24 protein-coding genes are annotated in these 26267 nt (G+C 58.9%); 13 read left to right on the forward strand and 11 right to left on the reverse strand.

What is annotated here, in order from left to right; translation table 11 throughout:
* Nucleotides 1-243 precede the first annotated feature (243 nt).
* Genes astE through astC form a run of 5 tightly spaced genes read right to left on the reverse strand, consistent with a single transcriptional unit; the run spans nt 244 to nt 6279 of the window.
* On the reverse strand, nt 244-1221 hold the full coding sequence (gene astE / locus ABTW00_RS13500; protein ID WP_064546190.1) for a succinylglutamate desuccinylase: 978 nt from the start codon (nt 1219-1221) through the stop codon (nt 244-246).
* A gap of 9 nt (nt 1222-1230) precedes the next feature.
* Nucleotides 1231-2556, reverse strand: a complete 1326-nt coding sequence (astB, locus tag ABTW00_RS13505) for an N-succinylarginine dihydrolase (RefSeq protein ID WP_433636018.1) — start codon at nt 2554-2556, stop codon at nt 1231-1233.
* Nucleotides 2553-4031 carry a succinylglutamate-semialdehyde dehydrogenase gene (astD, locus tag ABTW00_RS13510; protein WP_433636020.1) on the reverse strand — a complete coding sequence of 493 codons (1479 nt, stop codon included), beginning with the start codon at nt 4029-4031 and terminating at the stop codon, nt 2553-2555. Before astD ends, astB begins: the two co-directional genes overlap by 4 nt.
* The gene (gene astA, locus ABTW00_RS13515; protein WP_433636021.1) at nt 4028-5062 is read right to left on the reverse strand and encodes an arginine N-succinyltransferase; all 1035 of its coding nucleotides are present in this window, start codon (nt 5060-5062) and stop codon (nt 4028-4030) included. The genes astD and astA overlap by 4 nt, the downstream gene beginning before the upstream one ends.
* Nucleotides 5059-6279 (reverse strand): succinylornithine/acetylornithine transaminase, encoded by a 1221-nt coding sequence (gene astC / locus ABTW00_RS13520; protein WP_433636022.1) that lies wholly within the window; start codon nt 6277-6279, stop codon nt 5059-5061. The genes astA and astC overlap by 4 nt, the downstream gene beginning before the upstream one ends.
* Nucleotides 6280-6728: 449 nt before the next feature.
* Here astC and xthA point away from each other — a divergent pair, with 449 nt between their 5' ends.
* From xthA to ABTW00_RS13555, 7 genes are all read left to right on the forward strand, one after another.
* Complete coding sequence (gene xthA / locus ABTW00_RS13525) at nt 6729-7532, forward strand: exodeoxyribonuclease III (RefSeq protein WP_433636024.1); 804 nt, start codon at nt 6729-6731, stop codon at nt 7530-7532.
* A 179-nt stretch (nt 7533-7711) separates the two neighbouring features.
* Nucleotides 7712-8368, forward strand: coding sequence for a TVP38/TMEM64 family protein (locus ABTW00_RS13530; protein ID WP_433636026.1), 657 nt, complete (start codon nt 7712-7714; stop codon nt 8366-8368).
* Nucleotides 8365-9057 carry a TVP38/TMEM64 family protein gene (locus ABTW00_RS13535; RefSeq protein ID WP_433636027.1) on the forward strand — a complete coding sequence of 231 codons (693 nt, stop codon included), beginning with the start codon at nt 8365-8367 and terminating at the stop codon, nt 9055-9057. The genes ABTW00_RS13530 and ABTW00_RS13535 overlap by 4 nt, the downstream gene beginning before the upstream one ends.
* Nucleotides 9057-10247 (forward strand): ABC transporter substrate-binding protein, encoded by a 1191-nt coding sequence (locus ABTW00_RS13540; RefSeq protein WP_433636029.1) that lies wholly within the window; start codon nt 9057-9059, stop codon nt 10245-10247. Before ABTW00_RS13535 ends, ABTW00_RS13540 begins: the two co-directional genes overlap by 1 nt.
* Nucleotides 10220-11755, forward strand: a complete 1536-nt coding sequence (locus ABTW00_RS13545; RefSeq protein WP_433636031.1) for a thiamine ABC transporter permease — start codon at nt 10220-10222, stop codon at nt 11753-11755. Before ABTW00_RS13540 ends, ABTW00_RS13545 begins: the two co-directional genes overlap by 28 nt.
* Complete coding sequence (locus ABTW00_RS13550) at nt 11755-12387, forward strand: ATP-binding cassette domain-containing protein (RefSeq protein ID WP_433636032.1); 633 nt, start codon at nt 11755-11757, stop codon at nt 12385-12387. The genes ABTW00_RS13545 and ABTW00_RS13550 overlap by 1 nt, the downstream gene beginning before the upstream one ends.
* An 84-nt stretch (nt 12388-12471) precedes the next feature.
* Nucleotides 12472-13776: a rhodanese-like domain-containing protein gene (locus ABTW00_RS13555; RefSeq protein WP_065357640.1), complete on the forward strand. Its 1305-nt coding sequence runs from the start codon at nt 12472-12474 to the stop codon at nt 13774-13776.
* Here the strand turns inward: ABTW00_RS13555 and ABTW00_RS13560 are convergent.
* A complete protein-coding gene (locus ABTW00_RS13560) occupies nt 13773-14405 on the reverse strand; it encodes a CDP-alcohol phosphatidyltransferase family protein (protein WP_064546212.1) in 633 nt (210 codons plus the stop codon). The genes ABTW00_RS13555 and ABTW00_RS13560 overlap by 4 nt on opposite strands.
* Entirely contained in the window at nt 14398-14964 is a 567-nt protein-coding gene (locus tag ABTW00_RS13565; RefSeq protein WP_064546214.1) for a carboxymuconolactone decarboxylase family protein, read from the reverse strand. The genes ABTW00_RS13560 and ABTW00_RS13565 overlap by 8 nt, the downstream gene beginning before the upstream one ends.
* 78 nt (nt 14965-15042) lie before the next feature.
* On the opposite strand from ABTW00_RS13565, the gene ABTW00_RS13570 reads away from it, so the two are divergent.
* On the forward strand, nt 15043-15459 hold the full coding sequence (locus ABTW00_RS13570) for a pyrimidine (deoxy)nucleoside triphosphate diphosphatase (protein WP_064546216.1): 417 nt from the start codon (nt 15043-15045) through the stop codon (nt 15457-15459).
* Here ABTW00_RS13570 and ABTW00_RS13575 read toward each other — a convergent pair.
* Nucleotides 15419-15688 (reverse strand): DUF1496 domain-containing protein, encoded by a 270-nt coding sequence (locus ABTW00_RS13575; RefSeq protein ID WP_433636033.1) that lies wholly within the window; start codon nt 15686-15688, stop codon nt 15419-15421. The genes ABTW00_RS13570 and ABTW00_RS13575 overlap by 41 nt on opposite strands.
* Before the next feature lie 235 nt (nt 15689-15923).
* Between ABTW00_RS13575 and gdhA the strand changes: the two genes are divergently transcribed.
* Nucleotides 15924-17267: an NADP-specific glutamate dehydrogenase gene (gdhA, locus tag ABTW00_RS13580; RefSeq protein ID WP_433636035.1), complete on the forward strand. Its 1344-nt coding sequence runs from the start codon at nt 15924-15926 to the stop codon at nt 17265-17267.
* 143 nt (nt 17268-17410) lie between these two features.
* Here gdhA and ABTW00_RS13585 read toward each other — a convergent pair whose 3' ends face one another.
* The 3 genes from ABTW00_RS13585 to ABTW00_RS13595 all read right to left on the reverse strand — a co-directional run bounded on the left by ABTW00_RS13585 (nt 17411) and on the right by ABTW00_RS13595 (nt 21076).
* On the reverse strand, nt 17411-19348 hold the full coding sequence (locus ABTW00_RS13585) for a DNA topoisomerase III (RefSeq protein ID WP_433636036.1): 1938 nt from the start codon (nt 19346-19348) through the stop codon (nt 17411-17413).
* 4 nt (nt 19349-19352) lie between these two features.
* Nucleotides 19353-20396 carry a selenide, water dikinase SelD gene (gene selD, locus ABTW00_RS13590; protein WP_064546226.1) on the reverse strand — a complete coding sequence of 348 codons (1044 nt, stop codon included), beginning with the start codon at nt 20394-20396 and terminating at the stop codon, nt 19353-19355.
* 128 nt (nt 20397-20524) lie between these two features.
* On the reverse strand, nt 20525-21076 hold the full coding sequence (locus ABTW00_RS13595) for an NAD(P)H nitroreductase (protein ID WP_064546227.1): 552 nt from the start codon (nt 21074-21076) through the stop codon (nt 20525-20527).
* A 162-nt stretch (nt 21077-21238) separates the two neighbouring features.
* Between ABTW00_RS13595 and sppA the strand changes: the two genes are divergently transcribed.
* The 4 genes from sppA (at nt 21239) to ABTW00_RS13615 (ending at nt 26241) form a co-directional block, all read left to right on the forward strand.
* Nucleotides 21239-23089 carry a signal peptide peptidase SppA gene (sppA, locus tag ABTW00_RS13600; protein WP_433636037.1) on the forward strand — a complete coding sequence of 617 codons (1851 nt, stop codon included), beginning with the start codon at nt 21239-21241 and terminating at the stop codon, nt 23087-23089.
* 56 nt (nt 23090-23145) lie between these two features.
* Nucleotides 23146-24162: an asparaginase gene (ansA, locus tag ABTW00_RS13605; RefSeq protein ID WP_433636038.1), complete on the forward strand. Its 1017-nt coding sequence runs from the start codon at nt 23146-23148 to the stop codon at nt 24160-24162.
* A gap of 10 nt (nt 24163-24172) precedes the next feature.
* Nucleotides 24173-24814, forward strand: a complete 642-nt coding sequence (gene pncA, locus ABTW00_RS13610; protein WP_433636039.1) for a bifunctional nicotinamidase/pyrazinamidase — start codon at nt 24173-24175, stop codon at nt 24812-24814.
* Nucleotides 24815-24987: 173 nt separating this feature from the next.
* A complete protein-coding gene (locus ABTW00_RS13615; protein ID WP_433636040.1) occupies nt 24988-26241 on the forward strand; it encodes a glycoside hydrolase family 18 protein in 1254 nt (417 codons plus the stop codon).
* Nucleotides 26242-26267 lie beyond the last annotated feature (26 nt).

Consider the following 26267-nt stretch of genomic DNA (forward strand, 5'->3'; position numbering starts at 1 on the left):
ATTAATCAGAGCGTGAGTAAAACAATGAAAGTGTAAAAAACAATTTTTCGCCAATTATGATGAAATTAAGGATAAAGTGTGGAGAGTTGCAATGAAAATATTCAATTCAATGATTAACAAGGGAATTTTTAAAAATTATAAAGCAGGGTCGATTATTAATAAAGCGATATTCCAGGAATAATCCGTAATATCTTCAGACGCGAAAATAAAAAGCCGCAACGCTGAGTTGTGCGGCTTTGTTCGCTATATCGCAGGCGGGCAACGTTCTAACATCAGGCCAGCACGCAACCCCAACGCCACGTCCGGGTTGGGGAACAAGACATACTCACAGGCCGATTCCACCACGTAGCGCGTATCACCGTCTTCCGCCAACAGAGTCCCCTTCGCGAAAGGCGTGAAGTTCAGCGTCTGCGCTGACATATGCAGCCGAAAGTCCGCGCTGCGGCGGGTAATCTGCTGCACCACCCGGTAGTAAAGGGGCGTCGATGCTGCCCCACCGCCAGATTCCCCCGCCAGCAAATTCGCCAGCTGTCGCTCAACCAGCGCGAACTGGCTAAGATCGTTTTGTCCGAAAGGGCGAGCCTTACCCAGCTCCAGCGTGCAGGACAGCGCGTCAAACGTTTCGCAGGTAAAATGGGTAAACGTTCCCCCCGGCGCCTGATGAAACACCAGCGCCTGCAGTCCCGCCGAGCCCAGCCAGCGTAAAAACTCCGCATCCCACGGGGTCTCTCGCATCGGTAATACGCCAAAACGCGGGTGATGAGAACCGCGAATGGCGGTATGCATATCGAGATGCCAGCGCGTCTCAGCCGGGCAGCGCTGATAAAACGCCGCCACGGTCTGCTCGAGGCTGGCGGCACGCACGGTTTCATCACTCACCGGGAAATGCCGCCAACGGGCGCCAAACATCCGGTTGAGATCGCTGTGCAGATAGCGTTTGTTATCGCGCAGCGCTGGCGGGTTACCCAACACCACCAGCAAATGCCAGCGTAGCGTCTGCTTGCCGCTTATCAGTGCGGCCAGTAGGTTATCGAGAATTTCAACCGGCGCGGTTTCGTTGCCGTGAATCCCCGCTGACAGCACCATTGCCCGCGAACAGGGGCGATGCGGCGTCAGTTGCAATACGCCCGCCTCACGCCACTCCCAGTGAAAACTTGCCGTCTCACCCTCAGGCTGCGGCGGTAACCTCCCCGCCAGCGTCAACGCCAGAAATTGTTTCATGCCGCCTCCTTAGCGCTGAAAAGGGTAGATCGATCCTAACTGTAAAATCTGGGTCAACCTGTCCAGCGCTTCGCGCCCTTCCACCAGCAGCTGCGGGTCGGCGAGATCGGCCTGCGTCAGCCGATCCCGGTAATAACAGTCGACCCAGTCATTGAGCGTGGCAAATAGCGTATCGTTCATCATCACCGCCGGGTTCACCGCCCTGCGCTCATCCTCGGTCAACACCACCCGCAGGCGCAGACATGCTGGCCCACCGCCGTTGGCCATGCTTTCGCGCAGGTCGAACACCTTCAGTTCGTCAATCGGATTATCCTGCGCCAGCAGCGCGTTGAGATAACGCCAGACGCGCGGGTGCTCCTGCGCTTCGCCCGGCAGTACCAGCAACATGCTGCCGTCGGGTTTACTGAGCAGTTGGCTGTTAAACAAATAGGTCTCCACCGCTTCGGCAACCGTCACCTTCGAGGAGGGAACCTCAATCGGCATAAACTCCGGTACTTTCTGCGCCAGCTGGCGCAGCAGTCCCGGCTGGTCGACAAACGCCTGTTCATGACAAAACAGCACCTGTCGGTTACTGACGGCGATCACATCGTTGTGGAACACGCCCCGATCGATCACCTGCGGGTTTTGCTGAGCGAAAATCACCTGATGAGGGTTGAGCTGATTGAGGCGCGCCACCGCCTCGCTGGCGGCACGCGTCTGGCGCGCCGGATAGCGCTGCGGCTGACGCGCGTTCAGCGAATCGCGGCCGTAGATAAACAGCTGCGTCCCCGGCTGCCCATAGTCACGCCCCAGCCGGTTATGGTTCGCCGCCCCTTCGTCGCCCAGCGCCGCCACCGATGGCAGCGGACCGTGTACGGCAAAATGCGCCGGATGTGCAAATATGGCCTGCAGCACGGCCTGAGTCGTCGGCGCTTCGCTCGCGCGGTGCAGCAGGCTACTGAGGTTGGCGACCGTCAGGTGCACCTTGCCATCTAAGGCATCCGCCGAGGGGCATACCGTCGCCGCGTTCGCGACCCACATTGCCGACGCCGAACTGGCCGCGCTCAACAGTTCCGGTGCCTGTGCGGCAGCTTTCGCCACCACCTGCTCATCGCGGCCGCTAAAACCAAGCTGGCGCAGAAGCGCCACGTTCGGTCGCTCCTGCGGTGGGATCACGCCTTGCGGGAAACCGGCATCCGCCAGCGCCTTCATTTTCAGCAACCCCTGCTTCGCCGCGCGCTGCGGGTTCGAAATTTGGTACTGGTTGCGGGTCGAGGCCTCATTGCCAAACGACAATCCGGCATAGTGATGCGTTAGCCCCGGCAGACCGTCAAAATTCACCTCCCAGGCCTTCATGATGGCACCTCGCGCTGGAAATCCAGCCCCGGGTTGAGCGTCGCCGGCAAGGTTGCCGTCGGTGCTTCAAGGCTGGCCATCGGCCACGCGCAATAATCAGCGGCATACCAGGCCCCCGGACGATGGTTGCCGGAGGCGCCGACGCCACCAAACGGCGCGGTGCTGGCCGCCCCGGTTAGCGGTTTATTCCAGTTCACGATACCGGCCCGCGCTTCCAGCAGCAGGCGCTCAAATTTATCCCGTTCCGGCGAAATCAGCCCGCAGGACAGCCCATAGCGCGTTGCGTTGGCCAGCGCGATAGCCTGGTCGAAATCATCATAGCGCCAGACGCCCAGCAGCGGCCCGAACACCTCTTCATCGGTGATATCATGCGCTTCGCTCAGCTCAACAATTCCCGGCGTCAGCAGCGAGGTACCCGGCTGTAACAAACGCGGTGCCAGCAGCGTCACGCCGCCATGTTCCACCTGCATCTGCCAGGCCTGATGCACGCGCTCAGCCGCCTGCGCCGAGATCAGCCCGCCAATAAACGGCTGCGGCTCGGCATCCCAGGCCGCGGGAATTATGCGCCCGCTCACCTCCACCAGCCGCTGCAAGAAAGCATCACCCAGCGCGCCGCGCTTGACCAGCAGCCGGCGCGCACAGGTACAGCGCTGCCCGGCGGTAATAAACGCCGATTGAATGGTCAGGTGCACCGCGGCATCGATATCCGTGGGTTCATCAACGATCAGCGGATTGTTGCCGCCCATTTCCAGCGCCAGCATTTTTTGCGGCTGCCCGGCAAGCTGGCGGTGCAGATGGAAACCGGTCGCGGAACTGCCGGTGAACAACATGCCGTCGAGGCCCGGCTGGACGCTCAGCGCTTCGCCGGTCTCACGCCCGCCCTGCACTAGATTGAGTACCCCCGGCGGCAGCCCCGCCTGTTCCCAGAGCTTCACCACGGCCAGGGCGCAGTCCGGCGCCAGTTCGCTGGGCTTAAACACCAGCGTATTCCCAGCCAGCAGCGCGGGAACGATATGGCCGTTCGGCAAATGACCGGGGAAATTATAGGGGCCGAACACCGCCAGCACGCCGTGTGGTCGATGGCGCAGCGTCGCCGCGCCATCGGCCATATCGGCATGGCTTTCGCCGGTCCGGCTGTGATAAGCCTTCACGGAAATGGCGATTTTATTGATCATCGCCGCCACTTCGGTCGCCGCTTCCCAGCGCGGTTTCGCCGTCTCGCGGGCGATAGTCTCCGTCAGCGCCGCTTTATTTGCCTCCAGCAGACTGGCAAACGTTTCAACCATCTGCTGACGTTCGCTGAACGCGCGCTTCGCCCAGGCCGGAAAGGCCTGCCGGGCCGCATCTACGGCGGACTCCACCTGGAGGGCGCTGGCATCGTGTCCCTGCCATACCGTTTCACCGCTGACCGGATTGGCGCGTTGACGACGCGGCCCCTCGCCGATCAGCCATTTCCCATTAATCCATAGGCTCATATTTTTTTCTCCTCAGGGCACAGGCGGACCAGGCGAACCGCATCGCCCGGATGGCAGTTCAGGGCATCCAGTTGCTCAGCGTTTAACGTCAGGGTTTCGCCCGCCGGGTCGGCGTGCACCAGCATGGCGCGATAGTGCTGATACTGTTCATTCGCGACCACGCAAAGCGGCAGCTCTGTACCGCCGGGATCTCCTTCTGTCACCGTCACCAGGCGACTTTTGCGCACCGCGCGCACCCGGTCAATTTCGCACTCCAGCGTCGGACCGCCGTCAAAAATGTCGACATAATCGCGATAGCGGAAGCCTTCTTTCTCCAGCACGGCTCGCGCAGGCGCGGTTTGCGGATGAACCTGCCCGATCACCGCGCGGGCTTCTTCACTGAGAAAATCGGTGTAGATCGGATGTTTTGGCATCAGTTCGGCAATAAACGCCTTCTGGCCGGTACCGCACAGATAGTCGGCGCGAGCAAACTCCATTGAGAAAAAGCGTTTTCCCAGGCTTTCCCAGAACGGCGAGTAGCCATATTCGTCAATCACACCGCGCATTTCCGCCACCACCTTATGGTTGAAGCGATCGCGGAAGGCAGCCATAAATAAGAAGCGCGAGGATGACAGCAGATGACCGTTGCTCTCTTTGCGCCATGCGGGGTCAAGGAACAGCGTACACAGTTCGCTGCTGCCGGTGTGATCGTTGGTCAAAAACAGCGTTGGCAGCGCGTTATAGACGTTTAACTCCTTCGAGGCATGCACCAGCGTCCCTACCCGATAGTTGTACCAGGGGTCGTTGATCCCGACCGCCACTTCGATAGCGCAAACACCGACCACCGCGCCGCTGCGGGTATCTTCCAGCACGAAAACGTACCCCTGGTCACCGCTCGGCAACGTTCCCTGCCAGGTCGCCTGCGAGCGGGCGATACGCGCCGCCAGCGTCTGTTCATCGGCGGGCAGCGAGGTCAGCCCGCCGCCCGTTTCCCCTGCCAGGGTCAAGAGGCCGGGGAGATCGCCAGCCCCAACCGGACGGATAATCATCATGATGACTCTCCCGCGACAAAACGTTCACAGGCGGCGGCGAAGCGGTTGAGACCGAGGGTCACATCCTCTTCTTTGACGATAAGCGCCGGAGCAAAACGCACCACGTTGGCCCCGGCAATCAGCACCATCAGCCCTTCGTCGGCGGCCAACAGGCTTATCTGTTTGGCCTTACCGGCATATTCATCGCGCAGCGCGCAGCCAATCAGCAGGCCGACGCCGCGAATCTCTTTAAACAGCCCAAACTGCGCGTTAATCGCCTGCAGCCGTTCTTTAAACCACTGCTCGCGCTGCTTCACGCCGTTGAGCACCTGTGGGGTGTTGATAATCGACAGTACCTCGCCGGCAACCGCACAGGCTAACGGATTGCCGCCGTAGGTTGTGCCGTGGGTGCCCACCGTCATTACGCTGGCAAAGGCTTCGCTCGCCAGCAGCGCGCCGATCGGGAATCCGCCGCCCAGCGCTTTTGCCGTGGTGAGCAGGTCCGGCGTGACGCCGTAGTGCATATAGGCATAGAGCTCACCGGTGCGCCCCACGCCGGTCTGTACCTCGTCAAAAATCAGCGCCGCGTGGTGGCGATCGCACAACGCGCGCAGCTCTTGCAAAAACTCAAGCGATGCCGGGATCACGCCGCCTTCTCCCTGGATAGGCTCCACAATCACCGCGCAGGTATCGTCGTTAATCAGTACTCGGGCGGAGTCGATGTCGTTGTAGACGCCGTGGCGAATATCCGGCGGCAGCGGCGCGAAATCCTGTGAGTAGGCGGGCTGTCCCCCGGCGCTCACGGTAAACAGCGTGCGGCCATGAAATGCGTTTTTAAACGCCACGATGCCGCTCTTGTGGCTGCCAAAGCGATCATGGGCATATTTACGCGCCGTCTTCAGCGCCGCTTCGTTAGCCTCCGCGCCCGAGTTACAGAAAAAGATGCGATCGGCGAAGGTGGCGTCAATCAGCTGTTTCGCCAGCCGCAGCGCCGGTTCATTGGTGTAACCGTTCCCGGTATGCCAGAATTTCCCCGCCTGTTCGGTCAGCGCGCGGATCATCGCCGGGTGGGCGTGCCCGAGTGCGTTCACGGCAATCCCCCCCGCAAAATCGACATAGCCTTTACCCTGTTGATCCCACAGCCAGGCGCCCTCACCGCGTACCGGAATAAACGGTGCCGGTGCGTAAACCGGCATCATCCACTGATCAAAATCTTGACGGCTGATTGACTGAGACATAGCGACCTCGACAGGTAAATAAATGGTTTATTTTTTGTTAATTAATTGAGTGTATTTCACTGTAAATGTAGATTGCACGGTTCGTGCCAGCGAGGAGAAAAAGTGCATAAACGCAGGGCGTTGACGAAATATCAATGACTTACAAGTCATTATTATTCACTAAACTTGCATATAAAGTGAATATTAATGACATACAGCGATGTTGCAGAGGGAAATTAAGAAATATTATGCATCAGCAAAATATCATTCTGGATTTGTGATCGACTGCGAAATTTATCGTAGATTTACGCCTCATAACGGCGCAGATTGCCTCAATCTGGTGCAAATTTTGCTCGTCAGGACGGCAGCGGCAATAAAAGAAATCGGTCATACCGCTGGGGGAAGGCAGCGGGGAACGTTAAATTCTGCTACTATCCCGTCACAATTCATTCTGCAAAGTGGCGACGACTATGAAATTTGTCTCTTTTAATATCAACGGCCTGCGCGCCCGTCCTCATCAACTGGAAGCCATCGTCGAAAAGCATCAGCCCGATGTGATTGGCCTGCAGGAGACAAAGGTTCACGACGACATGTTTCCGCTTGAAGAGGTCGCAAAACTCGGTTACCACATTTTCTACCATGGTCAGAAGGGCCACTACGGCGTCGCAATGCTGACAAAAGCCGAGCCGGTTGCCGTTTATCGCGGCTTCCCGACCGATGATGAAGATGCCCAGCGCCGCATTATCATTGCCGAAGTGCCGTCGCCGTTTGGTAACGTCACGGTGGTTAACGGCTATTTCCCGCAGGGGGAAAGCCGCGATCACGAAACCAAATTCCCGGCCAAAACCAAATTCTACCAGGATCTGCAGGACTACCTGGAAACCCACCTGAGTAAAGAGAACCCGGTGCTGATTATGGGTGACATGAACATCAGCCCGACCGACCTCGACATCGGTATCGGCGAAGAGAACCGCAAGCGCTGGCTGCGCACCGGTAAGTGTTCGTTCCTGCCGGAAGAACGCGAGTGGATGCAGCGCCTGCTGGGCTGGGGCCTGGTGGATACCTTCCGTAACGCCAACCCGGAGACCCACGACCGCTTCTCGTGGTTTGACTATCGTTCCAAAGGGTTTGATGACAACCGCGGTCTGCGTATAGACCTGCTGCTGGCAAGCACCCCGCTGGCGGCGCACTGCGTGGAAACCGGCATCGACTACGAAATTCGCGCGATGGAAAAACCGTCGGATCACGCGCCGGTGTGGGCAACCTTTAAGTAAGCGTTATCCTGGGTAGTCCGCGCAGGGCTACCCAAATAATTCTGAGCAAAATCAATAAACAGGCGCTAAACTCTTGCTGGACTCGAGAATGTATAATAACGTCGCGCGCACCTTTTCTTCCCGGCAGGAGGACCCCATGCAAAAGAAGTCGGTACCGCACAGCCGCTAAGCTCCTGCTCATGGCTGTTGTTATCAGCCTGCTTTTCTTTTTGATTCACACCGTTGGTCTCATTGACCTGATAACCCATTTACGCCGTCTGCAGGATACCGTGCAGGCCAGCGGTACGCTCGGCTACGCGCTCTATATCGCGCTGTTTATTCTCGCGACGGTCTGTCTGCTGCCAGGGAGCGTGCTGGTGCTGGCAGGCGGTATCGTGTTTGGCCCGTGGCTCGGCACCCTCCTGTCGCTGATTGCCGCCACCGTCGCCTCGGCGCTGTCGTTCTTGCTGGCGCGCTGGCTGGGGCGGGCGCTGCTGCTGAAATACGTCGGACATACGCACACCTTTCAGGCCATTGAGCGCGGGATCGGGCGCTCCGGGATTGATTTTCTGATTCTCACCCGACTGATCCCACTGTTTCCATACAATATTCAAAACTACGCCTACGGCTTAACCGCCATTCGCTTCTGGCCGTATACGCTGATTTCTGCGCTCACCACCCTACCGGGGATCTTTATTTATACCCTGATGGCGAGCGAACTGGCGACGGACGGCATCACCCTCGCCTTCATCCTTAAGCTGAGCCTTGCGGGGCTGGCGCTGTTTGCGCTGGTACAGGCGGCAAAAGGCTATGCACGCCATAAACGCGTCACGCTTCCTGTCGAGGACGGTGAATGAAACCTATCTGGTACGCCCGCGCGCTGCTCGTCGCGGCTTTTATCGCCCTGCTGCTGGCCTGGTGGTGGATACCGAGCGTTAACCTTTTCGTCCACAATAGCCTGGGCGCATTTCTGGCACTCGATCAACAAGGCATCGAGCGCTTTATTCACTCTTATGGCTCGCAGGCCGCGGTGGTGTCGTTTCTGCTGATGATTTTCCAGGCCATTGCCGCGCCGTTGCCCGCGTTTTTGATCACCTTCGCCAACGCCTCGCTGTTTGGCGCCTTCTGGGGCGGCGTGCTCTCCTGGAGCAGCGCGATGGTCGGGGCGGCGCTCTGTTTTTATATCGCCCGCCTGATGGGCCGCGGCGTGGTTGAAAAACTGACCGGGAAAACGGTGCTCAAGAGCGTCGACGGTTTTTTCGATCGCTACGGTAAACACACGATCCTTATCTGCCGCCTGCTGCCGTTCGTACCGTTCGATCCGGTGAGCTACGCCGCGGGTTTGACTTCTCTGCGTTTTCGCCACTTTTTGTTGGCGACCGGTCTCGGGCAGCTTCCCGCGACGATTGTTTACTCGTGGGTTGGCAGCCTACTCACCGGCGGCACGTTCTGGCTGGTGACCGGGCTATTTATTCTGTTCGCACTGACTATCGTTATTTTTGTCGCTAAGACGTTCTACCACGAACGCCAAAAGAGGAAATCTTGATGCGCTATCACGGCAAAACCCGTCGACAGCTGCGTAACGGCCTGCTGGGGCTATTATCGCTCTGTTCGCTCACCGCCGCTGCTGCCGACTGGTCACAGATTGAACAGGAAGCCAAAGGCCAGACCGTCTGGTTTAACGCCTGGGGCGGCGACGAGGCGGTCAACCACTACCTGGACTGGGTCAGCGGCGAAGTAAAGCGCGATTACGCGATTGATCTGCGCATTGTGCACATCGCCGACGCGGCAGATACGGTGAAGCGTATCCAGACCGAAGCCCGCGCCGGGCGTAAAACCAACGGTTCGGTCGATCTGTTGTGGGTCAACGGCGAGAACTTCCGCACGCTGAAAGAAGCCAACCTGCTGCATACCGGCTGGGCAGAGCAGTTGCCGAACTGGCGCTATGTCGACGTCAGTAAACCCGTCCGCGAAGATTTTTCCGTGCCGGTCGAAGGCGCTGAGTCCCCCTGGGGCAGCGCACAGTTGACCTTTATCGCTCGTCAGCAGCAAACGCCGCAGCCACCCCGCTCTGCGCAGGCGGTTCTTGAGTTTGCCAAAGCGCATCCCGGTACCGTCACCTATCCGCGCCCGCCGGATTTCACCGGTACTGCGCTGCTGGAGCAATTGTTGATTGACCTCACCGGCCAACCCGAGGCGCTGAAACAGCAGCCGGAGGAGAAAACGTTCGCCGCCGTCACCGCCCCGCTGTGGGCCTACCTCGACCAGTTGCATCCGCTGCTGTGGCGTAACGGCAAAGATTTCCCGCCGTCACCGGCGCGCATGGATACGATGCTGGCCAACGGTACGCTGCGCCTGTCGCTGACCTTTAACCCGATGCACGCAAAGCAAAAGGTGGCGAAAGGCCAGTTGCCGAAAGATAGCTACAGCTTCGGCTTTAGCAACGGTATGCTCGGCAACGTCCACTTTGTCACCATCCCGGCCAACGCCTCCGCCAGCGCCGGGGCGCAGGTGGTGGCAAACTTCCTGCTGTCGCCTGCCGCGCAGCTGCGTAAAGCCGACCCGGCGATCTGGGGCGACCCCAGCGTGCTGGATCCGGCAAAGCTCGACGCCGGGCAGCAAAAAACATTGCAAGCCCTGATGCCGGAAAATACTCCGCCGGTACTGGCTGAACCGCATGCGGCATGGGTTAACGCGCTGGAGCAGGAATGGCTGCGCCGTTACGGTACGCATTAATACTGCTGTGCTGGGGCATGATGCTGATCATCTATCTGCCCCTGCTGCCAGCTGCGGGTATCCTCCTCACGCCAGCACTGTCGCTGACGCACTGGCAACAGCTGCTGTCCGACCCGCAGCTGTCGCAGGCCGTGGCGGCAACGTTGATTTCAACGCTTATCGCCGTCGGCGGCGCGCTGCTGTTGACGCTGCTGCTTATCACCACCCTCTGGCCCTCACCAGCCTGGCAACGGCTTTCCTCACGCCTGCCGTGGCTGCTGGCGCTACCGCACGTCGCTTTCGCCACCTGCGCGCTGCTGCTGTTTGCCGAAGGTGGCACGCTGTACCGCCTGCTGCCGACGCTGACGCCTGTACAGGATCGTTACGGCATCGGGCTCGGCCTGGTGCTGGCGGTCAAAGAGTGCGGCTTTTTGCTGTGGGTGTGCTGGGCGCTGCTCGGTGAAAGGCGGCTGGCGCAGCAGGTAATCGTGTTTCAAAGCCTTGGCTACGGACGCGGTCAGTGCCTGACTCGCGTGATCCTCCCGGCGTTGATGCCGTCCTTGCGCGTCGCGCTGCTGGCCACCACCGCCTGGACGCTGTCGGTGGTGGACGTGGCGACGATCATTGGCCCCGGTAACCCGCCGACGCTGGCGGTGCTGGCCTGGCAATGGTTGAATGATGCTGACGCGGATGTTCAGGCTAAAGGGGAGCTGGCCTGTCTGCTGCTATTGGCGCTCCTCGCTGTATTAGCCGCTGCGGCCAGCCTGTTGTGGCGCATCTGGCGGGGACATACGCCGCGTCTTAACGGCACACGCCACCCACATTTCCCTCTGCTGCCTGGCAGAATAGTCGGGCTGGCGCTGCCGCTATGCGGGCTGCTGTGCGTTGTGTTTTTGTTGGGGTTAGCGAACAGCACCTTGCCTGCCTCCAAAACCCTCGCCAACAGCCTGTGGCTGGCGCTGCTGTCGGCGTTCATCGGCGGCGCCGTCTGCCTGGTTTGGCTGGAATGGGGCCCGACGCGACATCAGCATTGGCTTTCTCTTCCCCTGGTATTGCCCGCGCTGCCGCTGGCCGCCGGGCAGTATCAGCTGGCGCTGTATGGTTGGTTTGACGGCCAGTTCAGTGCCGTGCTGTGGGGGCATCTGCTGTGGGTCGTGCCGTGGATGCTGTTTGTATTGCGTCCCGCCTGGCAGCAAATTGACCCACGCCAGATACTGCTGGCGCAAACGCTCGGCTGGGGCCGTCTACGCCGATTCTGGCAGTTGAAATGCCCGCTGATTATCCGCCCTTCGCTCTCTGCGCTGGCGGTGGGATTTTCCGTCAGCATCGCCCAGTATCTGCCTACCCAGTGGCTGGGCGGCGGACGAATCCCAACGCTTACGACCGAAGCGGTCGCTTTGAGCAGCGGCGGTGCCACCGACACATTAGCCGCCCAGGCGCTGTGGCAACTGCTGTTGCCAATGTTCTTTTTCTTGCTGACCGCGCTGCTGGCACGGCGCATCAGCCATTTTCGACGAGGACTACGCTAATGTTGCTGGTGCAGAATCTGACGCTCACGCTCGCCGGTCAGCCGCTGCTGCGTGCGGTGAACTTTCACGTTCCGCCCGGCGAAGTTGTGACGCTAATGGGCCCTTCCGGCTGCGGAAAATCAACGTTATTTGCCTGGATGGTGGGCGCACTGGATGGCGCGTTTCGCGCACAAGGCGAACTGTGGCTTAACGATAAGCGTACCGACACGCTGCCAACCGAAAAACGACGTATCGGCATTTTGTTTCAGGACGCACTGCTGTTCGACCACCTGAGCGTAGGGCAGAATTTGCGTCTTGCGCTACCGGCAAGCGTTGCCCGGGATACCCGTCAAATGCGGGTTGAGCAGGCGCTGGAACATGCTGAACTGTCCGGCTTTTACGCCCGCGACCCGGCCACGCTTTCCGGCGGCCAGCGCGCCCGCGTCGCCCTGCTGCGCGCCCTGCTGGCACAACCTGATGCGCTGCTGCTGGATGAACCGTTCAGCCGCCTTGACCAACAGCTACGCGGCAGCTTCCGCCAGTGGGTGTTTAGCGAACTCCAGCAGCAGCATATTCCGGTGGTACAGGTCACCCACGACCCGGATGACGTCCCGCCAGGCGGCCGCTGTCTGCAGCTCGCAAACTGGCGTTGACGCGGGAAAAACTGCGTTAACGCAAGGTTTTTATTTCACCGGAGGTTCAAAATGACGCTCCTTTTATCCTCGTCGGACGATTTGATGAAACGTGTTTCTCAACTGACCGCGCTGGCCCTTGCACTTGGCCTCGCCTCCTCTGTCTTCGCCGCTGAAACGGCAAAAACCTTGACCTTCACCCATCTGCTCCAGCAAAAAGGCACCGCCATCGATACGCGTCTGAGCGCGTTCTACAACGGCTGGCCGCAGCAGGTGAACGGCCCGCAGGGGCATGAACCGGGGGCGCTAAACCTCTCCGCCAGCTGGCTTTCCGCCATGAACAACGAACAGTTGATCGCGTGGGCGCAGCAGCACCAGCTGAAAAAAGAAACTGATATTGCCCTGTACGGCGACAGTAAAGATAACGACGCGGTGGCTAAGCGCCTGAAAGAAGCGGGCTACACCAATATCTCTACCCTGAGCGACGCGCTGCAACAGCCCGAGCGTCTGCAAAAGCTGCCGCACTTCGAACAGTTGGTTTATCCACAGTGGCTGCACGACCTGCAACAGGGGAAAGACGTTCCGGCGAAACCGGCGGGCGACTATAAGGTGATTGAAGCTGCCTGGGGCGCGCCGAAGCTCTATCTGGTCAGCCATATTCCGAATGCAGGCTATATCGACACCAACGAGGTGGAAAGCGAGCCGCTGTGGAATAAAGTGTCCGACGCCCAGCTGAAAGCGATGCTGGCGAAACACGGCATTCGTCATGATACGACCGTGATCCTCTATGGTCGCGACGTTTACGCCGCAGCGCGCGTGGCGCAGATTATGCTGTATGCCGGTGTTAAAGACGTACGTCTGCTCGATGGCGGGTGGAAAACCTGGTCGGATGCCGGTCTGCCTGTCGAGCGCGGCTTAGCAAAAGACGTGAAACCTGAGCCGGATTTCGGCGTGACTATCCCGGCACAACCACAGCTGATGCTGGATATGGAACAGGCGCGCGGTCTACTGCATCGTCAGGACGCATCGCTGGTGAGCATTCGTTCGTGGCCGGAGTTTATCGGCACCACCAGCGGCTATAGCTATATCAAGCCCAAAGGTGACATTGCGGGCGCACGCTGGGGCCACGCGGGGAGCGACTCCACCCATATGGAAGACTTCCATAACCCGGACGGCACTATGCGCAGCGCAGATGATATCGCGGCGATGTGGAAATCCTGGAATATCACGCCAGACCAGCAGGTATCCTTCTACTGCGGTACCGGCTGGCGCGCCTCGGAGACCTTCATGTACGCCCGCGCAATGGGCTGGAAAAACGTCAGCGTCTACGACGGCGGCTGGTATGAGTGGAGCGGCAATCCGAAAAACCCGGTTGCCACCGGCGATCGCGGCCCGGAAAGTTCACGTTAATCCACGTTTTCATGACGCTGAAGATTTTTCAGCGTCATGTATCCTCCCCACACCCGGTTAAAGGTTGTGAGCCAGCACAACGCGCCGAAAATCCACGCCATCCACGCAAACCACGCCGGAAAGAGACAGCCCAGCACAAACAGCAGGATAGTCTCTGTCCCCTCGGTTAAGCCGCCAAGATAGTAAAACGACTTATGGGCGTAGCCCGGATTATCGATCTGATGCTTCGCTGCCAGCGCGGCAAAGGCCAGAAAACTGCTACCGGTGCCCATAAAAGCGAACAGCAGCCAGCCGCCAGCCAGCGCGTTGGCCGCCGGGTCGGCAAGCATAAAGCCGAACGGCACCAGCGCGTAGAACAGAAAATCCAGCGCGATATCGAGAAAACCGCCCGCGTCGGTCAGCCCGCGACGGCGGGCCATCGCGCCGTCCAGACCATCCAGCAGACGATTAACAATAATGGCGACCAGCGCCGCGCCATACCATCCCAGCGCCAGAAACGGCAACGCCAGTACGCCGATAGCAAAACCGACCAGCGTAATGCCATCCGCCGACACGCCGGGCTTATCCAAAGCCTGCGCGGCGCGGTTAAGCCACGGCTTCAGGCGTGGGTGCAGGTGTTTATCAAGCATCGGTTTTTTCTCTCATCGAACACAGCCCTTGCGAGGGGATCTCCAGCGCGGCGTTGAAGCGCGCGGATAAATTCTGAAACGCCACCAGCGCCGTCATTTCCGTTATCTGCGCATCGTTAAAGTGACAGTGTAACTCTTGTTTTTGAGCCTCAGAGATTCGCGGCGGCGTGGCGGTCATCGCCTCGGCGTAATCCAGCGCGGCGCGTTCAGCCGGGGTAAACAGCGCCGAAGTGCGCCACGCCTCCAGCGCCAGCACCTTATCCATCGCCCCGCAGCGCTGCGCCAGGCGCAAGCTGTTGGCGTCAATGCAGAACGCGCAGTCGCACTGCTGGGATACGCGGGTCATCAGCAGCGCGCGCAGCGTCGGCGCAAGACGCGCTTTTTTGCGTTCCAGATAGCCGACAAACAGCGCCACCAGCCAGAACAGGCGCGGCATGCGCCCCCACCAGCGCGTGGGATTGAGGACCTCGCCATAGTGCTTGCGCTGCATGGCGGTAATCGGTTTTAAACTGAGCGGTAATTGGCTGAGCGGCTGCACCCAGGGTTGGCGGTTTTTCACCCGGAGACTCCTGCAAAACTTTAGCTAACGGCAAAGCAAGGATATTATGGCAACTCTGTTATCTCGTCTTTGACCGCTATGCTGAAAACGATTGATGTTGTTGCCGCTATTATTGAACAAAATGGCAAAATTCTTCTCGCCCAACGTCCACCTCATGCCGATCAGGCCGGGCTGTGGGAATTTGCCGGGGGCAAAGTGGAGGCCGGAGAGAGCCAGCGGGAAGCGCTGATCCGCGAGCTGCAGGAAGAGCTGGCGATTACCGCCTGGCCCGCCTGCTATGTGGCGAGCCATCGCCGCGAAGTCTCCGGACGTATCATTCATCTGCACGCCTGGTACGTGCCGCGTTTTGATGGCGAGCTCATCGCACGCGAGCATAGCGCCCTGGTGTGGTGCACGCCGCAGGAAGCGCAAGGCTACGATCTGGCCCCCGCCGACGTGCCATTATTAGCGGCGTTTATGGCTTTACCCGACGCCAAACGAGCGGGTTCGTGCTGATGGCGCGCTCGTCGCGCTGGCACTGGAGCAACACCCCCTCGACTTTCACCACCGCCCCTTCAGAGTAGTTCTGATTTTCATAAATACAGCACTGGGCGCACGGCTGCACGCGCTGGCTGCTGTTGTTGTTGCTGAAAACCTCGGGGGGAACGTTAACTTCCACCTGAGGACGCGCCTGCGCGACGTTACAAAACAGCGCTAACGCGCCAGCAATCCAGAAGCATTTCATCACCTGTCTCCTTAAAAAAGCACCTTGTATTACTATCGACCAAATGGGCGTGCAACTTAACTTTTTTACGTCATCGCTTTTAGTTATGACCCGGCATTGAGTATTAATTTTATTCCGCTTCCGGAAAATCCTTGTCATCCGTTAGCCGGGTAGTGATATAGTCGAAATAACGCACGTCATTAAACACAACCATAACAACTACATACATCCACAATCATAAGAGGTACTTATACTTATGGACAAGGTTTGCTCCCTGGATACCTTTCTGGCTCATGTTCAACAGCGCGACCCACACCAGACCGAGTTTGCTCAGGCCGTACGCGAAGTCATGACAACACTCTGGCCGTTCCTCGAACAAAACCCGCGCTATCGCCAGCTCTCCCTGCTGGAAAGATTAGTTGAACCTGAGCGAGTGATTCAGTTCCGCGTGGTGTGGGTGGACGATCGTAATCAGGTACAAGTTAACCGCGCCTGGCGCGTACAGTTCAGTTCGGCCATCGGGCCGTTCAAAGGCGGGATGCGTTTCCACCCGTCTGTAAACCTGTCTATTCTGAAATTCCTCGGCTTTGAGCAGACCTTCAAAAACGCCCTGACCACCCTGCCAATGGGCGGCGGTAAAGGCGGTTCTGACTTCGATCCGAAAGGCAAAAGCGAAGGCGAAGTGATGCGTTTCTGCCAGGCGCTGATGACTGAACTCTACCGTCATCTGGGCTCCGACACCGACGTTCCGGCGGGCGATATTGGCGTGGGTGGTCGTGAAGTCGGCTTTATGGCCGGGATGATGAAAAAACTGTCTAACGACACCTCCTGCGTCTTCACCGGTAAAGGGCTCTCCTTCGGCGGCAGTCTGATTCGCCCGGAAGCCACCGGCTACGGCCTGGTGTACTTCACCGAAGCGATGCTCAAACGTCACGGTCTGGGCTTCGAAGGCATGCGCGTGGCGGTGTCAGGCTCCGGCAACGTCGCGCAGTATGCGATTGAAAAAGCGATGGAGCTGGGCGCGCGCGTGATCACCGCCTCCGACTCCAGCGGTACCGTGGTGGATGAGTCTGGCTTCACCAAAGAGAAGCTGGCGCGTCTGTGCGAAATCAAAGCTAGCCGCGACGGTCGCGTCGCCGACTACGCGCGCGAATTCGGTCTGGTGTATCTGGAAGGTCAGCAGCCGTGGAGCGTGGCGGTGGATATCGCGCTGCCGTGCGCCACCCAGAACGAGCTGGATGCCGACGCGGCGCGCGTGCTGATCGCCAACGGCGTCAAGGCCGTGGCGGAAGGCGCCAACATGCCGACCACCATCGAAGCAACCGACCTGTTCCTCGAGGCAGGCGTCCTGTTCGCGCCGGGCAAAGCGGCGAACGCCGGTGGCGTAGCAACTTCCGGTCTGGAAATGGCGCAGAACGCCGCGCGTATGAGCTGGAAAGCCGAGAAAGTGGACACGCGTCTGCACCACATCATGCTGGATATTCACCATGCCTGCGTTGAGCACGGCGGCGAAGCGAAGCAAACCAACTACGTTCGCGGCGCGAACATTGCGGGCTTTGTGAAAGTGGCCGACGCGATGCTGGCGCAGGGCGTGATTTAAAACAAATAGCCCGGACGCGAAAGCGACGCCGGGCTATCGTTTTGAACCGTAGGCCTGATAAGCGCAGCGCCATCAGGCGGTCTGAGCACATTGCCGGATGGCGGCGTAAACGCCTTATCCGGCCTACAAGTGGACATCCCCGACTAGACGTCTGGTGCAGGGCTTGCCGCTGCTTTCTTACTTTTTCCTTTGCCTTTACTGAACGACTTCTTCGCGCCGCCTGGCGCGGCCAGCCCGCGGAACTGCCGTACCGGCGTGCTCTTCGCCTGGTCAATCAACTGGAACAACGTCCCAACCAGCGGCTGCATAAAGTCCTGGTAGCGGCACTGCTTTTCGCTGATTTGCGTCAGGGTGGATTCCCAGTGCGCGGTCATATCCGGACGCGTCGCCATTTCGGGCAGCGAATGGAACAGCGCTTTACCGGCGTCGGTAGAGTGAATATAGCGTCCTTTTTTGGTCAGGAAACCGCGCTTAAACAGCAGTTCGATAATACCCGCACGCGTTGCTTCGGTGCCTAAACCGTCGGTCGCGCGGAGGATTTTTTTCAGATCTTTATCCTGCACAAAGCGGGCGATACCGGTCATTGCCGACAGCAGCGTGGCGTCGGTAAAGTGTCGCGGCGGCTGGGTTTGTCGCTCAACGACTTCGCCGTTCTCGCACAGCAGTTCGTCCGCTTTTGCCACCACCGGCAGCGGCGTGCCGTCGTTCTCTTCATCACGCTCTTTCGCCCCCAGCAGCGTACGCCAGCCCGCTTCCGCCAGGAAACGCGCTTTGGCGACAAACTTACCGTTAGCGATATCCAGATCGATCTGGCACTTGCGATAAACCGCATCCGGGCAGAACTGCATCAGATACTGACGCGCAATCAGGTTATACACCTTCGCTTCGTTGTCGTTGAGATTGACGTGGCTGGCGCGCGCGGTTGGGATAATCGCGTGGTGGGCATCGACCTTTTTGTCGTCCCAGCAGCGGTTGCGGGTGTCAGTGTTGACCACCGGCTGCGGCAGCAGGTCCGGAGCGTGAACGCCAATGGCGTTGATCACCGCGTGACGGCCCGCGAAATGTTCTTCCGGCAGATAGCGGCTGTCGGAGCGCGGATAGGTAATCACCTTGTGGGTTTCGTACAGTTTCTGGCAGATATCCAGTACGTTCTGCGCGCTAAGCCCAAAACGCTTCGCCGCCTCAATCTGTAAGGCCGACAGCGAAAACGGCAGCGGCGCGGGTTCCGAGTCGCGCTTGTCGTTATAGGTCGTGACCAGCGCGGGCTGCCCGGTAATGCGTTTCACTACGTGTTCCGCAAGCGCGCGGTTCAGCAGGCGACCTTCTTCATCCTGATGCGGTTCACAGGCTTCGCTCGGCTGCCAGACGGCGGTGAACCGTTCGTCTTTCGGCGTGACGATGTGGGCCTTCACCTCAAAGAAGTCCTTTGAGACGAAGTGTTCAATCTCTTCGTCGCGACGCACCACCAGCCCCAACACCGGGGTCTGCACGCGCCCCACGGAAAGCACGCCCTGATAACCGGCGTTGCGCCCCAGAATCGTATAGGCGCGGGTCATATTGATCCCGTACAACCAGTCAGCACGCGCGCGGGCCAGCGCCGAGACGCACAGCGGAATAAATTCGCTGTTGGCACGCAGACGGGAAATCGCGCGCTCCACCGCCTGCGGGTTGAGGTCGTTTATCAAACAGCGCTGCACCTGCTGGCGTTTTTCCGCCGACAGTTGCAGGTAGTCCAGCACTTCATCCACCAGCAGCTGTCCTTCGCGATCGGGGTCTCCGGCGTGAATAACTTCGCTGGCTTCATGAAGAAAACGCTTGATGACGTTCAGCTGTTTGGTGACCGATGGGCGTGGCTGGAGCTGCCACTTTTCCGGCACGATCGGCAGATCCTGAAGATTCCAGCGCGCATAGCGGCTGTCATAGACGTCCGGCTGCGCCTGCTCCAGCAGGTGACCAATACACCAGGTCACCACCTGGCCGTTGCCACATTCGATAAAGCCGTCGCCCTTGCGGTGGGGCTTCGGCAGTACATCCGCAATGGCGCGGGCCAGACTCGGTTTTTCCGCAATAAACAGCCGCATGGGGTCAGCGCAGCTCGACCATCGGACGGCCGCCGCGCGCGGTGACCAGTTCACCGATAGCGGTTAGCGTGATACCAAACTCAGCGGCAGCCTCCTGTACGGCGGCTTCGGCGTCCGGCGTCACCGCCAACAGCAGGCCGCCGGAGGTTTGCGGGTCGCACAGCAGCGCGCGCTGGGCGTCGCTCATCGCGCCCATCAGGTGACCATAGCTGGCAAAGTTCCGCTCGGTACCGCCCGGAACCGCGCCCTGGGCAATATACTCTTCCACGCCCGGCAGCTTCGGTACGGCGGCAAAATCAATCTGCGCCTGCACGCCAGCGCCCTGGCACATTTCGCTCAGGTGACCCAGCAGGCCAAAACCGGTAACGTCGGTCATCGCCTTCACGCCGTCAATATTGGCAAACGCCGAGCCCACAAGATTCATCTGGCACATCACTTCCGTCGCCAGCCCCTGATGTTCAGGCTTGAGCAGCGATTTTTTCTCGGCGGTGGTCAGCACGCCGATACCGAGCGGTTTGGTCAGGAACAGCTTGCAGCCCGCCTGCGCGGTGCTGTTCTTCTTCACCCGTTCGGTAGGCACAATTCCGGTGACCGCCAGGCCGAAAATCGGTTCCGGCGCGTCGATAGAGTGGCCGCCTGCCAGCGCGATCCCGGCCTGTTTGCAGGCAAAGCGTCCGCCTTCGGTGACTTCACGCGCAATTTCCGGCGCCAGTTTGCCGATCGGCCAGCCGAGGATGGCAATCGCCATAATCGGCTTACCGCCCATGGCGAAAATGTCGCTGATGGCGTTGGTTGCCGCAATACGGCCAAAGTCGAACGGATTGTCGACAATCGGCATAAAGAAATCGGTGGTGCTGATGACCGAGGTACCGTTACCCAGGTCGTAAACGGCAGCATCGTCGCGAGTTTCATTGCCAACAAGCAGGTTGGGGTCGATAAACTTCGTTTGCTCGCTGTGCAGGATGGTCTCCAGCACTTTGGGCGAAATTTTACAACCGCAACCCGCTCCGTGGCTGTACTGCGTTAAACGAATGGCCTGCTCGCTCATGGACAACTCCTGTCATTGCTTTGGCATGGTATAGAGGGGGTATGTTAACGCCAGAACACAGCGGTGATAAGTACGACTGTCTGAATTCGCGGGCATTTGCCTGAAATCCAGACAATCGTGGTGATTTTTCAGAGATAACGGACGAATGGGGCCGTATCCGGTGGCGTAATGGTAGTCGAAGCCTTCAGTTGCGGAGTGCCCAGATAGAGGAAGCCGACAATCTTATCCTGCTCGCCGCAGTTAAAGCCCGCGCGCACTACCGGGCTATCGGTCAACGCGCCGCTGCGCCAGATACCGTTAAAGCCCTGCGCGACCGCCGCCATTTGCATCGCCATCACCGCACAGCCCGCCGACATCTCCTGCTCCCATTTCGGCACCTTCGGGTGATCCTGACATTTGGCGATCGCCACGATAATCATCGGCGCACGGAACGGGGCATTACGCGCCTTCTCGATGGCCTTCTCGTCGCCGTTTGCAGCCTTCGCCCCCTGCTCCAGCAGCTGGCTGAAACGTTCACGGCCTTCGCCTTCCACAATCACAAACTGCCACGGTTGCAGCGTGCCGTGATCCGGCGCACGCAGCGCGGCACGGAGAATATTTTGTAGCTGTTCCCCCGCTGGGGCCGGTTCGGTCAGGCGGGAAGCGCTGCGGCGATTCACCAACAGTTCCAGTGCATCCATTGAATCACTCCTCTCACGTTATTTTTCATAAAATTAACATGCGCAAGGATTTTGTTACAGCGCAGAAGGCGATTCCTGCTGACAAGCGGCGACGGTCTATTTAGGATAGCCACACGTTTTACCGTTTCGGTAAACCTTTTTTCGTTTTTGCAGGGAGAATACATGCGAACTGTATGGCGCTTCATTGCCGGATTCTTTAAATGGACGTGGCGATTACTCAATTTCGTCCGTGAGCTGGTGCTGAACCTGTTCTTCATCTTGCTGGTGCTGGTCGGCGTCGGCATCTGGATGCAGCTCAGCAGTACCACTGAACACAGTACCCGCGGCGCGCTGCTGATGGATATCAGCGGCGTGGTGGTCGACAAGCCGTCGCCGAGCAGCAAGCTCAGCGTGATTGGCCGCCAGTTCTTCGGCGCCAGCTCTGACCGCCTCCAGGAAAACTCCCTGTTTGATATCGTGCAGACCATTCGCCAGGCGAAAGATGACCGCAATATCACCGGTATTGTGTTGGATCTGAAAAACTTTGCCGGCGGCGACCAGCCTTCTATGCAGTATATCGGCAAAGCGCTGCGTGAATTCCGCGACAGCGGCAAGCCGGTCTACGCGGTGGGCGATAGCTATAGCCAGGCGCAGTACTACCTGGCCAGCTTCGCCAATAAGATCTGGCTGTCGCCGCAGGGCGTGGTCGATCTGCACGGTTTTGCCACTAACGGGCTGTACTACAAAACCCTGCTCGACAAGCTGAAGGTTTCAACCCACGTGTTCCGCGTCGGCACCTATAAATCTGCCGTTGAACCGTTTATTCGCGACGATATGTCCCCTGCCGCACGCGAAGCGGACAGCCGCTGGATTGGCGAACTGTGGCAGAACTACCTCAACACCGTCGCGGCAAACCGTCAGGTGACGGCGCAGCAGATCTTCCCCGGCGCGCAGGGCGTGCTGGATGGGCTGCGTAAAGTCGATGGCGACACGGCGCAGTACGCGCTGGATAACAAGCTGGTGGATAACTTAGGTTCCAGCGCGGATATCGAAAAAGCGATGACCAAAGCGTTCGGCTGGAGCAAGGCCGACAATAACTACAGCGCCATCAGCATGTATGACTATGCGGTGAAAACGCCGGCGGACACCGGCTCAAGTATCGCAGTGGTGTTTGCAAACGGCGCCATCATGGACGGTGAAGAAACCCCGGGTAACGTCGGCGGCGACACCACCGCAGCGCAGATTCGCGACGCGCGTCTGGATCCGAAGGTCAAAGCCATCGTGCTGCGCGTGAACAGCCCTGGCGGCAGCGTAAGCGCTTCTGAGGTCATTCGCGAAGAGCTGGCGGCAGCGAAAGCGGCGGGCAAACCGGTGGTGGTCTCAATGGGCGGCATGGCGGCCTCCGGCGGCTACTGGATTTCTACCCCGGCGGATTACATTATTGCCAGCCCGAGCACGCTGACCGGGTCTATCGGCATCTTTGGCGTCATCAACACCGTCGAGAACACGCTGGATTCAATCGGCGTGCACACCGACGGCGTCGCCACCTCGCCGCTGGCGGATATGGCGATGACCAAAGCGTTGACGCAGGAAGTGCAGCAGATGATGCAGCTCAGCATCGAAAACGGCTACAAACGTTTTATTACCCTTGTGGCGCAGTCGCGTAAGAGCACGCCGGAAGCGATTGATAAAATCGCTCAGGGCCATGTCTGGACCGGTGAGGACGCCAAAGCCAATGGTCTGGTGGATAGCCTTGGCGACTTTGACGATGCGGTAGCGAAAGCCGCCGAGCTGGCGAAAGTGAAGACGTGGCACATCGACTACTATCAGAGCGAACCGACGTTCTTCGATATGGTGATGGATAACCTCTCCGGCTCGGTGCGCGCCTCTCTGCCGCAGGCGCTGCAGGCGTATCTCCCGGCCCCGCTGGCGAACGCCGCAAATGCAGTCAAGGCCGAAAGCGATAAGCTGGCGGTGTTTAACGATCCGCAAAATCGCTATGCAATTTGCCTGACCTGCGCCAATATTCGCTAATCGCAATCCCCTCCTTGTCGGAGGGGATTTTCTTTTGCTCAATCGATAGACGAACCATGCCAAAAAAATCCATTTACGTCGCCTATACCGGCGGGACCATCGGGATGCAGCGCTCAGACCACGGCTATATCCCGGTCTCCGGGCATTTGCAGCGCCAGCTGGCGCTGATGCCAGAGTTCCATCGCCCCGAGATGCCGGACTTTACTATCCACGAATACGACCCGCTGATGGACTCTTCCGACATGACGCCGGAAGACTGGCAGCACATCGCCGACGATATTAAAGCGCACTACGACGAGTACGATGGCTTTGTGATCCTGCACGGCACCGACACCATGGCGTTCACCGCCTCAGCGCTGTCGTTTATGCTGGAAAACCTCGGTAAGCCGGTTATCGTGACCGGCTCGCAGATCCCGCTGGCGGAGCTGCGTTCCGACGGGCAGATTAACCTGCTGAATTCGCTGTACGTCGCCGCCAACTACCCGATTAACGAAGTGACGCTGTTCTTCAACAACCGTCTCTATCGCGGTAACCGGACGACCAAAGCCCATGCGGATGGCTTTGACGCGTTTGCCTCGCCAAACCTGACGCCGCTGCTGGAAGCGGGTATCCATATTCGTAAGCTGGGTACCCCGCCCGCCCCGCACGGCGACGGTGCGCTGATTGTGCATCCCATTACCCCGCAGCCGATTGGCGTGGTAACGATTTATCCGGGGATCTCCGCCGATGTGGTACGCAACTTCCTGCTTCAGCCGGTCAAAGCGCTTATCCTGCGTTCTTATGGCGTGGGTAACGCCCCGCAAAACGCTGTTTTCCTGAAAGAGCTGGCAGAAGCCAGCAGCCGCGGTATTGTGGTGGTTAACCTCACCCAATGTATGTCCGGCAAGGTGAATATGGGCGGCTACGCGACCGGCAACGCGCTGGCGCAGGCGGGCGTCATCGGCGGTGCCGATATGACGGTGGAAGCGACGCTGACCAAGTTACATTACCTGTTGAGTCAGGGGCTGGATGCCGACGCCATTCGCGCGGCGATGCAGCAGAACCTGCGCGGCGAACTGACGCCAGACGATTAAGGAGAGAGTGATGAGCAAACGCGCCCTGTTATTAGTCGACTTACAGAATGATTTCTGTGCGGGCGGCGCCCTGGCGGTTGCCGATGGCGACAGCACGATTGATGTCGCCAATGTGCTGATCGGTGAAGCGCAACGCCGCGGTGAAGCGGTGATTGCCAGCCAGGACTGGCACTCGGCCAATCACGGCAGCTTTGCCAGCCAGCACGACGTGGAGCCTTACAGCCAGGGAACGCTCGACGGTCTGCCGCAGACCTTCTGGCCGGATCACTGTGTGCAAAACAGCGATGGCGCGGCGTTTCATCCGCTGCTGGCGCACAACGCGATCGACGCGGTGTTCCACAAGGGCGAAAGCGTCAACATCGACAGCTACAGCGCCTTTTTCGACAACGGTCATCGGCAGAAGACCGGGCTGGACGCCTGGCTGCGCGAACAGGCGATTGACGAACTGACGGTTCTCGGGCTGGCTACCGACTACTGCGTGAAGTTTACCGTGCTGGACGCCCTCCAGCTTGGCTATGCGGTCAACGTCATTACCGACGGCTGTCGCGGCGTCAACATTCAGCCGCAGGATAGCGCTCAGGCTTTTATGGAAATGGCGGCAGAAGGCGCGACGCTGTATACGCTGGATGACTGGCTGGAAATTCAGCACTAGCCCGTAGTGCCGGATGGCGCTTTGCTTATCCGGCCTACAACTCTCTCCTCTTTTTCCCCTCGTGAACCATCTCGCAGATTTAACGCAGCGGCAATGATAGGGTCGAAAGGTTGTTTTTTCGCCACGCCATTTCCGTGGCGTGTTTGCTTTTTTAATGTCAAAGAGGACCGTGTATGAAACTTTTGCCTTTGCTGGCAGCATTACCCTTGCTCTGCGTTTCGGTTGTTTCCGCGAATTCCCTGATGTCCGTTGGCTACTTCAACGGCGGCGGTGACGTTACCGCCGGGCCGGGCGGTGATATCGATAAGCTGGACGTGCGGCAAATTACCCACCTCAACTATTCGTTTGGCCTTATCTACAACGATGAGAAAGACGAAACCAACGACGCGTTAAAAGATCCTGCGAAGCTGCATCAAATCTGGCTATCGCCCAAGGTACAGTCCGATTTAGCAAAAATTCCAACACTGCGTCAGCAGAACCCCAATCTGAAAGTGCTGCTGTCGGTCGGCGGCTGGGGCGCGCGCGGCTTCTCCGGCGCGGCCGCCACGCCGGAAGCACGGGCGGTGTTCATCCGCTCGGCGCAGGAAGTGGTCGGAAAATACGGCCTCGATGGCATCGATCTCGACTGGGAATATCCGGTCAACGGGGCGTGGGGGCTGGTGGCAAGCCAGCCGGCGGACCGCGATAATTTCACCACCCTGCTCAAAGAGCTACGCGCGGCGTTTGGCAATAAAAAGCTGGTGACCATTGCCGTCGGCGCTAACGCCGAAAGCCCAAAAAGCTGGGTTGACGTTAAAGCCATCGCGCCATTGCTGGATTACATCAACCTGATGACCTACGACATGGCGTACGGTACCCAGTACTTTAACTCGAACCTGTACGATTCAACGCAGTGGCCAACGGTGGCGGAAGCGGATAAATACAGCGCCGATTTCGTGGTCAATAACTACCTCGCCACCGGTTTAAAACCCAGCCAGATGAACCTCGGGATTGGCTTCTATGGCCGCGTACCGAAACGCAGCGTGGAACCGGGCATCGACTGGAGCAAGCCGGACGCGCAAAAAAACCCGGTGACTCAGCCTTACTTCGGCGCACAGGAGGTGGCGCTGTTTAAATCGCTCGGCGTTGACCTCAGCAAAGACAGCTACGTGAAGTACAAAGATATCGTCAGCAAGCTGCTGAACGACCCGCAGAAGCGCTTTACCGAGCACTGGGATGACCAGGCGAAGGTTCCTTGGCTGTCGGTGCAATCGGCGGAGGGCAAACCGCTGTTCGCCCTCTCCTACGAGAATCCGCGATCGGTCAGCATTAAAGCGGACTATATCAAGAGCAAAGGGCTAGCGGGCGCGATGTTCTGGGAGTACGGCGCGGACGACAACAACCAGCTGGCGAAGCAGCTGGCGGAGTCGCTGGGGATTAAACACTAAGGTCCCCCAACACGATAACCCGGTTA

The sequence above is a fragment of the Kluyvera georgiana genome (assembly GCF_050990895.1).
GTDB lineage: Bacteria > Pseudomonadota > Gammaproteobacteria > Enterobacterales > Enterobacteriaceae > Kluyvera > Kluyvera georgiana.

Bases quoted from the DNA above. Each gene is read 5' to 3' on its own strand.
- astE (WP_064546190.1), bottom strand. From the start codon at position 1,221: ATGAAACAATTTCTGGCGTTGACGCTGGCGGGGAGGTTACCGCCGCAG.
- astB (WP_433636018.1), bottom strand. From the start codon at position 2,556: ATGAAGGCCTGGGAGGTGAATTTTGACGGTCTGCCGGGGCTAACGCAT.
- astD (WP_433636020.1), bottom strand. From the start codon at position 4,031: ATGAGCCTATGGATTAATGGGAAATGGCTGATCGGCGAGGGGCCGCGT.
- astA (WP_433636021.1), bottom strand. From the start codon at position 5,062: ATGATGATTATCCGTCCGGTTGGGGCTGGCGATCTCCCCGGCCTCTTG.
- astC (WP_433636022.1), bottom strand. From the start codon at position 6,279: ATGTCTCAGTCAATCAGCCGTCAAGATTTTGATCAGTGGATGATGCCG.
- xthA (WP_433636024.1), top strand. From the start codon at position 6,729: ATGAAATTTGTCTCTTTTAATATCAACGGCCTGCGCGCCCGTCCTCAT.
- ABTW00_RS13530 (WP_433636026.1), top strand. From the start codon at position 7,712: ATGGCTGTTGTTATCAGCCTGCTTTTCTTTTTGATTCACACCGTTGGT.
- ABTW00_RS13535 (WP_433636027.1), top strand. From the start codon at position 8,365: ATGAAACCTATCTGGTACGCCCGCGCGCTGCTCGTCGCGGCTTTTATC.
- ABTW00_RS13540 (WP_433636029.1), top strand. From the start codon at position 9,057: ATGCGCTATCACGGCAAAACCCGTCGACAGCTGCGTAACGGCCTGCTG.
- ABTW00_RS13545 (WP_433636031.1), top strand. From the start codon at position 10,220: ATGGCTGCGCCGTTACGGTACGCATTAATACTGCTGTGCTGGGGCATG.
- ABTW00_RS13550 (WP_433636032.1), top strand. From the start codon at position 11,755: ATGTTGCTGGTGCAGAATCTGACGCTCACGCTCGCCGGTCAGCCGCTG.
- ABTW00_RS13555 (WP_065357640.1), top strand. From the start codon at position 12,472: ATGAAACGTGTTTCTCAACTGACCGCGCTGGCCCTTGCACTTGGCCTC.
- ABTW00_RS13560 (WP_064546212.1), bottom strand. From the start codon at position 14,405: ATGCTTGATAAACACCTGCACCCACGCCTGAAGCCGTGGCTTAACCGC.
- ABTW00_RS13570 (WP_064546216.1), top strand. From the start codon at position 15,043: ATGCTGAAAACGATTGATGTTGTTGCCGCTATTATTGAACAAAATGGC.
- ABTW00_RS13575 (WP_433636033.1), bottom strand. From the start codon at position 15,688: ATGAAATGCTTCTGGATTGCTGGCGCGTTAGCGCTGTTTTGTAACGTC.
- gdhA (WP_433636035.1), top strand. From the start codon at position 15,924: ATGGACAAGGTTTGCTCCCTGGATACCTTTCTGGCTCATGTTCAACAG.
- ABTW00_RS13585 (WP_433636036.1), bottom strand. From the start codon at position 19,348: ATGCGGCTGTTTATTGCGGAAAAACCGAGTCTGGCCCGCGCCATTGCG.
- selD (WP_064546226.1), bottom strand. From the start codon at position 20,396: ATGAGCGAGCAGGCCATTCGTTTAACGCAGTACAGCCACGGAGCGGGT.
- ABTW00_RS13595 (WP_064546227.1), bottom strand. From the start codon at position 21,076: ATGGATGCACTGGAACTGTTGGTGAATCGCCGCAGCGCTTCCCGCCTG.
- sppA (WP_433636037.1), top strand. From the start codon at position 21,239: ATGCGAACTGTATGGCGCTTCATTGCCGGATTCTTTAAATGGACGTGG.
- ansA (WP_433636038.1), top strand. From the start codon at position 23,146: ATGCCAAAAAAATCCATTTACGTCGCCTATACCGGCGGGACCATCGGG.
- pncA (WP_433636039.1), top strand. From the start codon at position 24,173: ATGAGCAAACGCGCCCTGTTATTAGTCGACTTACAGAATGATTTCTGT.
- ABTW00_RS13615 (WP_433636040.1), top strand. From the start codon at position 24,988: ATGAAACTTTTGCCTTTGCTGGCAGCATTACCCTTGCTCTGCGTTTCG.